Source organism: Chryseobacterium phocaeense (assembly GCF_900169075.1).
Taxonomy (GTDB): Bacteria; Bacteroidota; Bacteroidia; order Flavobacteriales; family Weeksellaceae; genus Chryseobacterium; species Chryseobacterium phocaeense.
The window spans coordinates 1,542,786-1,555,366 of sequence record NZ_LT827015.1 but is presented as its reverse complement, the minus strand read 5'-3'; the positions used below and the strand labels follow the sequence as shown (position 1 = coordinate 1,555,366).

Sequence of the window (12,581 nt, the reverse complement as noted above, 5' to 3'; positions counted from 1 at the left end):
ATTTACTTTAAGATCAAAAGCTGATTCATTTCACTTTTAAAGCATCCCAGAATAAATTCCGTATAGTACAACTGCGCATTTAAGGCCTGTGTTTTGGGATGAAGTTCAAGTTTTTTGGTCAGGATAATTTCACCTTTATAAGAAAATGAAAAAAAGGCAAAGATTTTATAGGACGAATTTCTGATCGGCGTGCAGTAGCCTGTAGTTGCAATAGACCAATCCGTATCAAAGACTTTGGCTACGTTCAGGGCCATTGTTTCTGCTATATTTTCGGATACACAGTCGCATTCTTCAGCTTCCTGCCGGTCTACATTCAATAATTTTATTTTTTGGGGTAAGGTATAGGCGGTGATACCTCCGTGATAAAACAGGGAGGCATTCGGCATCTGTGAAAAAGCCAGTTGCAGGCATCCTGAGGTTACACTTTCAGCTATAGAGATGGTTTCACCTGCAGTCATCAGCGACTGACTTATATATTCGAGAAGGTTCTTTTGAAAGTCCATAATATGATATTTTTGAGTGATTGGTTATATAAAAATTTCTGCGTTATATGGCGGACCTGAAATATTCAGGAACCCAAGGCCCTCTTAACAGATCCGCCATAGTTTTAAATATTTAGTGTGATGTGAAGGTGTCTTTTTTATGATCAGGTGTTACGTTCCTGTTCCAGTTCCCAAACCCTATGGCCGGCAACAACTTTTATAAATGCATTTTCAGGCTTGATATTTTCCCAGTTGATGACAGCCGGGTCCTCATGTTTTTTCATACTGACATTGCTGCTGTTGTAGACTGTTTCAGTGCCTTCTCCAAAATATAGGGCTTTACAGTGTTTATAAGTTTCATTGACAAAGTTCAGAACACGGTGTTTATTTTCTTCAGACATCAGCACTTTGGCAGATTTTTCACCTGCGCAGATGTATAAAGCATCAAAACACACACTGGCGGTACTGGTAAGTGAGTGTTTGGGGATAAGGGAAGATCCGTCACCTGTCTTTACAGCAGCCAGGCTTGGTGCAATGAGTTCTACTGTTGCGCCCTCCGTTTCAAGTTTTGTTGCTAAACCGCTAATCGCTTTTCCATCGGCCCCATTGGCTATGATAAACCCTATTTTCCGGCTTTTAATGTTATCTTTAACCGTATTTTTCATACTCAGTGCCGCGGAAGTTTTTGTATTGGGCTCTCTTTCCTCACTTTGAAGTTCTTCGATATTGCTGTCCGCAGGCAGGCTCTGATTGGGATGCTTAAGCTTTTTAACCTGAACACCTATTTTTGTGGCTACTTTTGCGGCCAGATCTTTATCTACGAAGACGAGCTGCCCAACCAGTCTTTCCCTTATTTCCGGGACAGTAACTTTCGAAAGTTCAAATATTAAAGCATTCTGAAGGTGGATCTGCTCAGGAAGTGACTGACTGTTATAAAACAGCTTAGCCTGTGAATAATGATCTACAAAGCTCTGACTTCTCTTTCTGATCTTCTCGCCGGAAACCCTTTCCTGATGGGAAGCAAATCCACCTTCTGACATCATCGCCTGGAAAGGACATCCTCCGCCCAGAGAGTTCGGTTCATAGCTTGTTTTTCCTTTTACGATCTGCTGTCTCATATGACCGTCACGCTGGTTGTTATGAACGGAATTGACCGATCTGTTGATCGGGATTTCATGGAAGTTGGGAGATCCCAGTCTTGAAAGCTGGGTATCGGTATATGAAAATAATCTTCCCTGCAAGAGCGGATCGTTGGTGAAATCAATGCCCGGAATAATATGTCCGGGGTGAAAAGCAATCTGCTCGGTTTCTGCAAAGAAATTATCCGGATTTCTATTTAAAGTTAATGTTCCTATGATCTGTACGGGAACTTCCTCTTCAGGGACAATTTTTGTAGGGTCCAGAAGGTCAAAATCAAACTTATGTTCATCTTCTTCAGGGATCAACTGCACACCGAAATCCCATTCAGGAAAAGCCCCATTTTCAATGGCTTCCCAAAGATCTCTTCTGTGGAAATCAGGATCTACCCCTGAAATTTTCTGAGCTTCGTCCCAGGCAACGGAATGTACACCGAGTTTTGGTTTAAAATGGAATTTAACAAAGTGTACCCTTCCTTCCTCATTGATGAATTTAAAGGAATGCACGCCGAAACCTTCCATCATCCTGAGGCTTCTTGGAATAGCCCGGTCACTCATCAGCCACATGATCATGTGCATGCTTTCAGGCATCAGTGAAATAAAATCCCAGAATGTGTCATGAGCTGATGCAGCCTGGGGCATTTCATGATCCGGTTCGGGTTTTACGGCATGAATAAGATCAGGAAATTTGATGGCATCCTGAATAAAGAATACAGGCATATTATTCGCCACAAGGTCATAATTTCCTTCTTCTGTATAGAATTTAACGGCAAATCCCCTGACATCCCTGGCAAGGTCTGTGCTTCCCCGGCTTCCGGCTACTGTAGAAAATCGCACAAAAACAGGAGTTTCTTTTCCCGGTTCCGTTAAAAATTTTGCTTTGGTGTATTCAGCAAGGCTTGTAGAGAGTTTAAAAACACCATGGGCACCTGAACCTCTTGCATGAACTACCCTTTCCGGAATTCTTTCATGGTCGAAATGAGTGATTTTCTCCCGTAGAATGAAGTCTTCCAATAGTGTAGGTCCCCGGTCTCCTGTTTTGAGGGAGTCCTGGTTATTATTGATCTTCAGCCCCTGATTGGTTGTCAGCTTTTCATTTTCATTGGAAATACTGTGGGTGTCCAGCTGGTCTAACTTTTTATTTTGTTTCTTATTTTTCATATCAATTTATTTTTTGGTGTGGTGCGAAGGATAAAAAAGTCAAACAGATCTTTATGAAATTATCCGGTAGTATTTCGTTCCTGCTCTAAGGTGCTTAAGAGCTTATTAAGATATTCTTCTTCTTTTAATACCTTATAATAGGCTGTTTTGGCATATAAAGTGAAAGACGAACTTTCAATTTTTATTTCGGCATCCATCCCTGCTGCAGGCAGTGTACTTTCTGTGTGGTACTGGCGGATGTGCAGAATATATTCATTAATGTAAGTATCAATTACGTTTTTCAGAATATCGCATGCGGTATTGTTTTTTATCTTTTCCAGTGATTTGATCAGAAAAGCAGTCACTCCGTAAGAATTGATAGCACTTGGAAATAAAGATTCGTTCTCTATCATATTGTTTTTATCATTCAGTGCGGAATGTCTCAAAGTGTCATTTTCAAATATCATATTCTTTACGGTTATTAGTTATCAGAAATTTTCAGGAATCTCTCAAAATAATGGAGATCATCTTTATTCTTGATTGAAAGATAGAACATGATCTGTTCCGGCTCTTTCAGTCCTATACTGCCGAAGCAGTCGAAATGAGCAATTACGGCCTTAATATTTTCAATTTCTATGTCTTTTAAAATCACAAACAAAAGAAATACATTATCCTTGATCTCTTTGGCGTAGACCGCTGCGCCGTCTTCAAACCATTCCCCTTTATTGGAAACTTTTATGAAGTCTTTATGCTTCAGGTTTTTTAGTATTTTGTGGCAATCCATATATTCGAGTGATGATGGTTTTTGTAAATCCCGTAAAATAAGCTGTGAAGCACATTTTCAGGGCTGATTTCCGGTTTCACCCAATTTCCGAACCTCTTGCTTATACAATCAGATTATCCTGTTTTGAGGGTAGAATGATGTATGATATCCTTGTTATTGGATATTAGAAGCTGGAACGGAGCTATGAAATTTAATCTTAAAAGCCGGAAGCTTTATACTGCCTTTATTCAGGTCTTAGGAATTGTAGTGAACCGATATACCAAATATACACTGAAATAATTCACTTTTTTATGACCTTAATCATATTGAAAACTGTCTAATACACAATTCTTCTGTTTTTAAAAGTAACACTTCCAGCTTTTTCCATCTTTTTCAAAACCCTGATTACCGTTTCTACCCGGAGTCCTACCAGGTTGGCCATCTGTTGTCTTGTGAGCTCTACCTCAAAACAGTTTCCGCAGCTGTCATCATAGTAGCTTTTAAGGTAATCCAGGAGTCCGGTGATCCTTGCCACGGGATTCAGAGAGGCCATATTCTGCAACATTATAGATTTAAAATAAAGTCTTTGAGAAAGGCAGGCATTCATTTCGAGAGAAAGATCCGGATAGGTCTTTATCAATTTTAAAAATTTATCTTTTGATACCCTTATGATTTCCGATGGGATAAGGCAGACTGCATTGGTAGGATAAAATTTATCCAAAAAAAGCAAAGAGTCACCAAAGCTTTGTTTTCCTCCAAAAATGTTCTGTATAAACTCTTTTCCTTCACTATCATAATTATTAAGTTTTACTTTCCCTGTCCTGACTTGAAAATAATAAAGTGCATGATCTCCTTCTCTGTATATCAGTTCACCCTTCTTATAGTGCTTGCTTTCTCCTCCCGACGAATAAAGCAGATCTTCGTCAATATTCATGCAGCTTATTGTTTTCATTATGTTGTGTTTAATTTAAAAAAGCAAATTCAGTATCTAATGTTTTTATGATAATTTGATTTCGGGTTGAGCTATTTTTTCAAATAAGGAAGCCTGAAGTATTGAAGTAAAAAAAAACATCAATACTTTGTCATTCATTTTTCGGGCCAATTGAAGCATGAAGCTGTTTTTCCTTTTCCTGATTTTATTTTTCTCAACCCGAAAGCAGGTTAATACAAAATTTTACGATCTATAATCTGGACAATATTATCCTTTTCCATATGCTTAATGGTCCTTATAGCGGTTTCTACACAAAGCCCTGTATGGTCCGCCATCTGTTGCCTGGTCAAAGGTATCGTAAAGGAAAAAGGACTTTCATCTTCCTGGGAACTTTTAAGATAATCCATTAAACCTTTCAGGCGGATGGCCGGATTTTGAGAAGAAATATTCTGCATTTTCACAATCTTATCATAAAGCAACTGAGATAAAAAACTGCTCACCTCGAGACATAACCTTGGAGAGCTGTCAAGCAAATTCATAAAAGCAGATCTTTGCAATCTCAATACAGTACATTCCGTAAGCGTTTCGGCATTTACAGGATAAAGTTTGTCAATAAAAAGTACGGATTCTCCGCAGCTTTGTCCATTAGAAAGGATTGTATGTATGAATTCCTTTCCTTCCTCATTGTAATTGTTCAACTTTACTTCACCAGACACAATCTGGTAATAATAATTCGGGCTGTCTCCCTCACAGAAAAGATAATCCATGGGTTTGTACTGCCTGAGCTCTGCCCCTGCTGATTGCAAAATGTTTTCATCGATAACCATAATAGTAGTAATTTTTTGGTGTTATTCAATCTTTGTCAATCTTTCTTAGTAAAATATATTGGTGATCGAAGTCAATAGATGCATGCAAATATCGAACCTTAACGATTGTTAAAAATGTTAAATAAAGTTAAAATATTTAATTAAAATTAAACATTTGCCCACTATGAATTCAGTTTCAAAAATAATTCATTTTAAATTTTACAATATCAATAAATTCAACGCAAAAATATCCTAACAGGTTTTCTGAAGGATATTAAAACCCGCATATTGCTAAACGGGTTTGTATCAATAATATTCGTTTAAATTATTTTTTGGAAGTCTTCGCTGTATCCATTTTTTTTGCTGTTGCAGTATCAGCAGCACGCATGGTGTCCGAAGGCATAGGATTTGCTGGTGCCGTCATCGTATCAGAGGGCATTGTATCAACAACCGTGGTGTCTGATATCGTTGTAGAATCCACTTTTGTCTCTTTTTTACAGCTTAAAACAGTAATGCCTAAAAGCATTAATACTAGGGTAAATTTCATAACTATATATTTTGTGATGTGTTCCAAAGATAAATCATTCCAGGATGATTGTTTATGATTAAAATCATAATGCATTATTTTTACTTATTTCGCAAATCTCTTGGTTCCCACCACACAGAGAATCACCCCAATCGTAATGCCTATCATTCCCAGACTTACCTGTTCGTGAAGGAAGTAGGCGGCCAGCCCAAGACCAAAGAAAGGCTGTAAAAGCTGCAGCTGTCCTACAGTGGCTATTCCGCCCTGAGCAAGACCTTTGTACCAGAATATAAAACCAATAAACATACTGAACAGTGAAATATAGCCCATTCCAAACCATCCCCGGGCACTTACATCTCCGATATCATCCGGAAGATAAATGAAAAACAGAGGAATCATAACTGGCAAAGCCAATACCAGCGCCCAGGAAATCACCTGCCACCCTCCCAGGGTTTTAGAAAGTTTTGCACCTTCTGCATAGCCCATTCCGCAGAGGATAACTGCGAGCAGCATAAGGATATCACCAACCGGCGATGCCGAAATTCCCTGAGCAACAGCATAGCCTATCACCAGAACACTGCCCGTCACAGAAAACAGCCAAAATGCAGGATGAGGCCGCTCTCCTCCCCGGAAAACACCGAATACCGCTGTAGCCAAAGGAAGCATTCCCAAAAACACAATAGAATGGGCAGAGGTGAGATATTGCAGCGCTAATGCTGAAAGAAGCGGAAAACCTATAACGCATCCTACAGAAACCAAAAGCAAAGGGACCAGCTGACTTTTAACAGGACGCTTTTCCTTACCGATCCATAAGACCAGCAAAGCCAGCAAACCTGCCACCGCAGCACGAACTATCGTTACAAAAGTAGGGCTCATTTCCATCACAGCTAGCTTAGTGGCGGGCAGTCCTCCGCTGAAGAGCACTACTCCTATAAAACCATTAATCCATCCACTTAGATTTTCGTTTTTTGATAATTGTTCAGTCATCATTTTTTTAACTATTCTTTTTAATGATTCAAAATTAAAACGCTTAAATGAATAAACACAGTCTCAGTTTTGTATATTTACATGAGCACAGTTTAAGAATATGAGCAAAGAATTCATTTATACAGAAATCGCGGAAGGGATTGCTTCACAGATAAGAAATGGCGTACTGAAGGCTGGCGATAAGCTTCCTTCCGTAAGAATGATGTGTCAGGAACATCAGGTGAGCATGAATACGGCCAAGCGGGTTTTCCTTGAGCTGGAATCATTATCCCTGATAGAATCCAAACCCCAGTCAGGCTATTTTGTCAGCAGACTGATGTCTGTAAAACTCCCTCTTCCTGAGGTAAGCCGCCCTTCCCTGATTGCGAATAATGATGAGCCGGACGAGCTGATCAGCCGTGTTTATGAAAATATGGGTAAAAAAGGACTTACTTTTTTCTCTATCGGAATTCCTTCAGGAGATCTTCTGCCACAGGCTAAATTAAAGAAGGAAATCATTAATGCCACCCGGGAATTAAGGGATGGCGGAACGGAATACGAAGAACTTCAGGGCAATCTGAAATTACGCAGAATGATTGCTGTACGATCCCTGCAATGGGGCGGAAATCTCAGTGAAAATGATCTGGTAACCACCAATGGCGGAATGAATGCACTCTCCTTTTGCCTTATGGCGTTAGGAAAACCCGGCGATACCATAGCCATTGAAAGCCCTTGTTATCCTGGAATCTTACAGCTGGCCAACGGTCTTGGCCTGAATGTTCTTGAACTTCCTACCCATCCCACAACAGGAATCGAAATTGATGCATTGAGAAAAGTAATTCCACAGATCAATCTATGCCTGCTCATTCCAAATTTTAATTCGCCTTTGGGAAGCTGTATGCCGGATGAAAATAAAAAAGAGATCGTAAAACTTCTTGCTGAACACAATATTCCCCTGATTGAGGATGATGTGTACGGTGACCTTTATTTTGGTTCCAGCCGCCCGAAGTGCTGTAAGTCTTTTGACAAGGAAGGAAATGTCCTGTACTGCAGCTCTATTTCAAAAACACTGGCACCCGGATACCGTGTAGGCTGGATTGCTCCCGGCAAGTACAAAGATAAGATCATGAAGCTTAAACTTTTGCATTCCACATCGTCTATCTCCATTGTCAATGAAGCAGTTGCCAATTTCCTGAAGTCAGGTAAATATGAGAAACACCTTCAGCAGATGCGGAAAGCGCTTCAGAGCAACTATCAGAATTACGTACAGGTTATTGCAGACTATTTTCCTGAAGGAACCAAAACCAGCCGGCCGCTGGGAGGTCTTTCCCTTTGGGTAGAATTTGATAAAAAGATCCGCACCACAGAATTATATGATCTCGCGATAAAGCAAAACATCAGTATTGCTCCCGGCAGGATGTTTACCCTGCAGGACCAGTTTGAAAACTGCATGAGGCTCTGCATCGGTCTTCCATGGACGGATGAAACGCAATTATGCCTTCAGCAGCTCGGAAATCTTGCAAAAAAGATATGATTTATCTGTCCGGAACGAAATTTTTCCTTGCGAGTTCTTTTCTTACCCTGCTTAAACTTTCAGGGGTAATGCCCAGATAAGAAGCAATCATCCACTGTGGAACACGGAGAAGCAGATCCGGGTACATTTTAATGAACTTCATATACCGTTCTTCTGCTGTTTCGCCCAAAAGAGAATTAATCCTGTTCTGCAGGCTTCTGATGTGCTTTTGTAGCAGGAAGTCACTTCTTTCAATACTGTTGGGAAACTGCTCTACCAGCTTGTTAAAGAAATCAGGGTGAAGAAACAGGACTTCCGTATCTTCCACCGCTTCTATATAGTAAATGGATTTTTCGTTAAAATAAAGACTGCTTCGGTCAGAGATCAGCCAGCTTTCAGGGGCAAACTGTATAATGTGTTCTTTTCCGTTCTTGTCAATAGAATACATCTTCAGCAATCCTTTTTCCACAAAGAATATATGCCTGCAGATTTCACCATACTGTAAAAGAAACTGGTTTTTAGGAATTTTCTTTACTTCATAGTGCAGGCTGCACATGTTCACTTTTTCTATGGGAACATTTAATACTTTAGCTAAATAAACATTTATATTCTTCATTATTTGATGTGGCTTATGGATATATCTTCATGCGAAGCGCTGTTAATGACCCTTCCATCTTCGATAATGATCAGTTGCGGGCTCTCATGCCGGATTCCAAGATCTTCAGATATTTTATTTGAAATAGGTCTATGTTCCAGCAAATCTAAGTAATATAAATCCATTTTCTCATCTAAATTATCTATCTCTTTTTCAAAATTATTCAATACTGTCTTGCTGATGAAGCATCGCGTTGAATGTTTGAAAATAGCTATTCTGTGTTGATAAGAACTTTCTATCGCTTTATTAAGATCTTCCTCGGATTCTATGTTTTTCCAGAAAGATTTACGTTCAGGGTTATTGTTTTTTCCGCCAAAAATTTTATCAAAAAAACTCATACATTAAATTGTTTTAAATGATGATCAAGATGTTTATATTCTAAAAATCCCCAGTCTTTTTCAGTCATATTACCAAATAGCCTGTGGCTTCGCGGAAGATCTTTATTTTCAGATACGGTCCGGAATTCCATCAGGGTATCCAGCAGATTGGTTTTTGATTCATCAAAATCACATTCAAAATTAGCAATTAGTTTTTGAAAAGTCGGCATATTTCGGGGAATTCCGTTGTTAAAAATCTGCATCTCTCTTTTGGTAACCTTTCCTATTGTTTTAAAAAGGATATTAATTTCGGGAAGTTCAACTTTACCCAAAGCTACCTGAAGAACAAGGTCACAGTGGGTTAGCATCTGTGAAGCATTCATTTTACCCCATCTTCCGGAAGAACCTCTGGTGAGCTGTGAAATCCTTTGAATGATCTCTTCAAAATCAGCCGGATTGTGCAGACTTTTTCTTACCACCCTTTTTCTTTCTTCAGATTTTCAATGTGAGCATAATGATGGTCACAGTGCCATACGTAAAAGGCAAGATAATGTCTGAGATTATAATCTTTGTTCTGTTCAGGATGGCGGAAAGTTCTTTCAAACTGTTTATTGGTAAGGGTATTTAGAAGGACCGTCCATCTCTGGTGTGTTCCTTTGATCATTCGCATGGCGGGTTTTACCGGCATATTAAGACTGTCTTGAAGTTCCGCCCATTTGGCTTCATCATAGGGCTTGATCACCGGATTATCTTCTGTAAGTGCCAGTTTAAAACGGATAAAACTATTGATATGGCTGTCGGCAATATGATTTACAAGCTGCCTTACCGTCCATCCGCCCTCCCGATATGGAGTATCCAGCTGGTCATCTGTAAAGCTTTCAATAAGATCTCTCAGTTTTCCGGGAAAATTTTTGATGACCTTGATATGCTTATCCAGCGTGATATCACAGATTTTTTCGGGTTCCTCGAACCGGCCGATCGGAAATCTCTTTTGCTCTAAATTATCCATTTTTAATGTCTTGATTAATTATTTTAATACATCCAGCCTCCCTATCTTCTGTTAAAAGCCTGAAGGCCGTAGTTTTCAATGTTTTTAAATTTCCCTAAAATTACTACAAGAAAAGCAACAAGTCAATAAAAAGTTTTGCGTCATTCAAATTTTATCTGCTGAGTATATTTCTTTATAAAAAAACTCCAATCCGCTAAGACTGAAGTTCTGTATTTTAAATGGTTTAATATCCATGAAGGTCAATGCCTTCGATTCTCTGCAAGGTCACCTTCTTCCCCATTTTCTTTTGAATAACCCTGAAATGCTGAAGCTCAGCATCCGTAAGAATACTGATGGCAGTACCCTTTTCATTGGCCCGGCCTGTTCTTCCGATCCTGTGAATATAATCCAGAGGTGAACGCGGTAATTCATAATTGATCACGCACGGTAAAGAATCGATGTGGATTCCACGACCAATCAAATCTGTAGCAACCAGGATCTGAGCGCCATTTACTTTAAATTCCTCCAGGTTATTCCTACGGGCACCCTGCGACTTCTGGCTGTGGATCGCAACCGCCCTTATTTTATTCTTTTTCAGTTTTTCAACTAAATTATCTGCCGATTTGGTAGACGAAACAAAAATCAACGCTTTTTCAACCTTCTTTTCTTTAATTAAATAACGCAAAAAAGGACCTTTATTTTCAGGCGCTACATGGTATGCCAGCTGTTCAATATGATCAATCTCAACTTCTTCTTTTTTGATTTCGATCATTACAGGATTAATGGATAGCCTTTCCTTCATTTCAGCAACCTTGTCATTTAAAGTCGCAGAAAACAGTATGGTCTGCTTCATCACCGGCATTAACCCGAAAAGTTTATTCATCTCCTCCTCAAAACCGAGCTGGAACATTTTGTCCGCCTCATCAATGATTAACTGCCGGATTCCTGAAATACTAACTGCGTTATGCTCAATCAGGTCCAGTAAACGGCCCGGTGTGGCAATAAGAACTTCCACCCCAAACATTCCTTTCATCTGGGGATTGATAGAAACACCACCATATACCGCCATGGTACGGATCTCACGTTTCAGATTATCCGTAAAAGCCCTGAACACTTCATCAATCTGAATGGCTAATTCACGCGTAGGAACCAAAATTAAAACCTGAACATTCCTGTCTTTTTTTACATCCGCATTTTGAAGCTTTTCTAAAACAGGCATTACAAAACAGGCTGTTTTTCCGGAACCTGTCTTTGCAATCCCCATGAGGTCCTTGCCCTCCAGAATAACAGGGACTGCCTGCTCCTGGATGGGAAACGGCTTCAGATATCCCAATTTGTTGACAGAACGAATGATATTGTGTGATAATCCTAACGATTCAAATGACATAAACTACTTATTTCCTGCAAAGATAAGCTATTGAATGCTGGTTTATGGCCATAGCTATTTTCTTTTTTCAAACACAAAGGCATAAGAGACTTTTTTATGGCTTTATCTATATTTCTAATTTAAGTTTTCATGAATATTAAGTTTGAACTTCACTTGAGAGTAAAATTATCAACCACAAAAGTCACAAAAGTCTTTAACACTTTAGTTTTATTTAAAGTTAATTCATCTTGCATAGAAGTGCATTTAAGTTTTTTAAAAATCTCCGATTTTTATTCTTTATCGTGAAAAATACGCTCTATCTGTTTGATTTGCGAGAGATAAAATTGAACTCGAAAGATTCATTTAAGTTTTTAGAATAGTAAGCTTGAACTTCATTTGAGAGTAAAATTATCAACCACAAAAGTCACAAAAGTCTTTAACACTTTAGTTTTATTTAAAGTTAATTCATCCTGCAAAGGAGTACACTTAAGTTTTTTAAAAATCTCCGATTTTTATTCTTTATCGTGAAAAATCCGCTCTATCTGTTTGATCTGCGTGAGATAAAAATTGAACTCGAAAGATTCATTTAAGTTTTTAGAATAGTAAGCTTGAACTTCACTTGAGGGTAAAATTATCAACCACAAAAGTCACAAAGTCTTTAACACTTTAGTTTTATTTAAGGTTAATTCATCCTGCATAGAAGTACACCTAAGTTTTTTAAAAATCTCCGATTTTTATTCTTTATCCTGAAAAATCCGCTCTATCTGTTTGATCTGCGAGAGATAAAAATTGAACTCGAAAGATTCATTTAAGTTTTTAGAATAGTAAGCTTGAACTTCACTTGAAGGTAAAATTATGAACCACAAAAGTCACAAAGTCTTTAACACTTTAGCTTATTTAAGGTTAATTCATCCCGCAAAGGAGTACACTTAAGTTTTTTAACAATCTCCGATTTTTATTCTTTATTCTAAAAAATCTGCTCGATCTGTTTG

General features: G+C 38.7%; 14 protein-coding genes. 1 reads left to right on the top strand and 13 read right to left on the bottom strand.

All coding sequences use genetic code 11. From position 1 onward, the window contains the following. Positions 1-2: 2 nt before the first annotated feature. The 8 genes from B7E04_RS13675 to B7E04_RS13640 all read right to left on the bottom strand — a co-directional run bounded on the left by B7E04_RS13675 (position 3) and on the right by B7E04_RS13640 (position 6,774). A complete protein-coding gene (locus B7E04_RS13675; protein WP_080779157.1) occupies positions 3-503 on the bottom strand; it encodes a CinA family protein in 501 nt (166 codons plus the stop codon). Positions 504-646: 143 nt separating this feature from the next. Then, entirely contained in the window at positions 647-2,779 is a 2,133-nt protein-coding gene (locus B7E04_RS13670) for a catalase (RefSeq protein WP_080779156.1), read from the bottom strand. A 59-nt stretch (positions 2,780-2,838) separates the two neighbouring features. Beyond that, on the bottom strand, positions 2,839-3,225 hold the full coding sequence (locus B7E04_RS13665; protein ID WP_080779155.1) for a hypothetical protein: 387 nt from the start codon (positions 3,223-3,225) through the stop codon (positions 2,839-2,841). Between the two features lie 14 nt (positions 3,226-3,239). Further along, entirely contained in the window at positions 3,240-3,542 is a 303-nt protein-coding gene (locus tag B7E04_RS13660) for a hypothetical protein (RefSeq protein WP_080779154.1), read from the bottom strand. A 316-nt stretch (positions 3,543-3,858) separates the two neighbouring features. Next, complete coding sequence (locus B7E04_RS13655; RefSeq protein WP_228439922.1) at positions 3,859-4,473, bottom strand: Crp/Fnr family transcriptional regulator; 615 nt, start codon at positions 4,471-4,473, stop codon at positions 3,859-3,861. 209 nt (positions 4,474-4,682) lie between these two features. Then, complete coding sequence (locus B7E04_RS13650; RefSeq protein ID WP_080779153.1) at positions 4,683-5,279, bottom strand: Crp/Fnr family transcriptional regulator; 597 nt, start codon at positions 5,277-5,279, stop codon at positions 4,683-4,685. Between the two features lie 304 nt (positions 5,280-5,583). Then, a complete protein-coding gene (locus B7E04_RS13645) occupies positions 5,584-5,805 on the bottom strand; it encodes a hypothetical protein (protein ID WP_131797221.1) in 222 nt (73 codons plus the stop codon). 84 nt (positions 5,806-5,889) lie between these two features. Beyond that, complete coding sequence (locus B7E04_RS13640; protein WP_080779151.1) at positions 5,890-6,774, bottom strand: DMT family transporter; 885 nt, start codon at positions 6,772-6,774, stop codon at positions 5,890-5,892. Positions 6,775-6,871: 97 nt separating this feature from the next. Here B7E04_RS13640 and B7E04_RS13635 point away from each other — a divergent pair, with 97 nt between their 5' ends. Next, positions 6,872-8,284: an aminotransferase-like domain-containing protein gene (locus B7E04_RS13635; protein WP_080779150.1), complete on the top strand. Its 1,413-nt coding sequence runs from the start codon at positions 6,872-6,874 to the stop codon at positions 8,282-8,284. A 1-nt stretch (position 8,285) separates the two neighbouring features. On the opposite strand, the gene B7E04_RS13630 is transcribed toward B7E04_RS13635, so the two are convergent. The 5 genes from B7E04_RS13630 to B7E04_RS13610 all read right to left on the bottom strand — a co-directional run bounded on the left by B7E04_RS13630 (position 8,286) and on the right by B7E04_RS13610 (position 11,610). Then, the gene (locus B7E04_RS13630; RefSeq protein ID WP_062646824.1) at positions 8,286-8,879 is read right to left on the bottom strand and encodes a Crp/Fnr family transcriptional regulator; all 594 of its coding nucleotides are present in this window, start codon (positions 8,877-8,879) and stop codon (positions 8,286-8,288) included. Next, positions 8,879-9,256, bottom strand: coding sequence for a bacillithiol system redox-active protein YtxJ (gene ytxJ, locus B7E04_RS13625; RefSeq protein WP_080779149.1), 378 nt, complete (start codon positions 9,254-9,256; stop codon positions 8,879-8,881). The genes B7E04_RS13630 and ytxJ overlap by 1 nt, the downstream gene beginning before the upstream one ends. Next, on the bottom strand, positions 9,253-9,714 hold the full coding sequence (locus B7E04_RS13620; RefSeq protein WP_228439920.1) for a DUF1569 domain-containing protein: 462 nt from the start codon (positions 9,712-9,714) through the stop codon (positions 9,253-9,255). The genes ytxJ and B7E04_RS13620 overlap by 4 nt, the downstream gene beginning before the upstream one ends. Next, on the bottom strand, positions 9,708-10,244 hold the full coding sequence (locus B7E04_RS13615) for a YfiT family bacillithiol transferase (protein ID WP_080779148.1): 537 nt from the start codon (positions 10,242-10,244) through the stop codon (positions 9,708-9,710). Before B7E04_RS13615 ends, B7E04_RS13620 begins: the two co-directional genes overlap by 7 nt. A gap of 223 nt (positions 10,245-10,467) precedes the next feature. Beyond that, a complete protein-coding gene (locus B7E04_RS13610; RefSeq protein ID WP_080779147.1) occupies positions 10,468-11,610 on the bottom strand; it encodes a DEAD/DEAH box helicase in 1,143 nt (380 codons plus the stop codon). Positions 11,611-12,581 lie beyond the last annotated feature (971 nt).

Coding starts and splice junctions, on each gene's coding strand:
- B7E04_RS13675 (WP_080779157.1), bottom strand. CDS start 503: ATGGACTTTCAAAAGAACCTTCTCGAATATATAAGTCAGTCGCTGATG.
- B7E04_RS13670 (WP_080779156.1), bottom strand. CDS start 2,779: ATGAAAAATAAGAAACAAAATAAAAAGTTAGACCAGCTGGACACCCAC.
- B7E04_RS13665 (WP_080779155.1), bottom strand. CDS start 3,225: ATGATATTTGAAAATGACACTTTGAGACATTCCGCACTGAATGATAAA.
- B7E04_RS13660 (WP_080779154.1), bottom strand. CDS start 3,542: ATGGATTGCCACAAAATACTAAAAAACCTGAAGCATAAAGACTTCATA.
- B7E04_RS13655 (WP_228439922.1), bottom strand. CDS start 4,473: ATGAAAACAATAAGCTGCATGAATATTGACGAAGATCTGCTTTATTCG.
- B7E04_RS13650 (WP_080779153.1), bottom strand. CDS start 5,279: ATGGTTATCGATGAAAACATTTTGCAATCAGCAGGGGCAGAGCTCAGG.
- B7E04_RS13645 (WP_131797221.1), bottom strand. CDS start 5,805: ATGAAATTTACCCTAGTATTAATGCTTTTAGGCATTACTGTTTTAAGC.
- B7E04_RS13640 (WP_080779151.1), bottom strand. CDS start 6,774: ATGATGACTGAACAATTATCAAAAAACGAAAATCTAAGTGGATGGATT.
- B7E04_RS13635 (WP_080779150.1), top strand. CDS start 6,872: ATGAGCAAAGAATTCATTTATACAGAAATCGCGGAAGGGATTGCTTCA.
- B7E04_RS13630 (WP_062646824.1), bottom strand. CDS start 8,879: ATGAAGAATATAAATGTTTATTTAGCTAAAGTATTAAATGTTCCCATA.
- ytxJ (WP_080779149.1), bottom strand. CDS start 9,256: ATGAGTTTTTTTGATAAAATTTTTGGCGGAAAAAACAATAACCCTGAA.
- B7E04_RS13615 (WP_080779148.1), bottom strand. CDS start 10,244: ATGGATAATTTAGAGCAAAAGAGATTTCCGATCGGCCGGTTCGAGGAA.
- B7E04_RS13610 (WP_080779147.1), bottom strand. CDS start 11,610: ATGTCATTTGAATCGTTAGGATTATCACACAATATCATTCGTTCTGTC.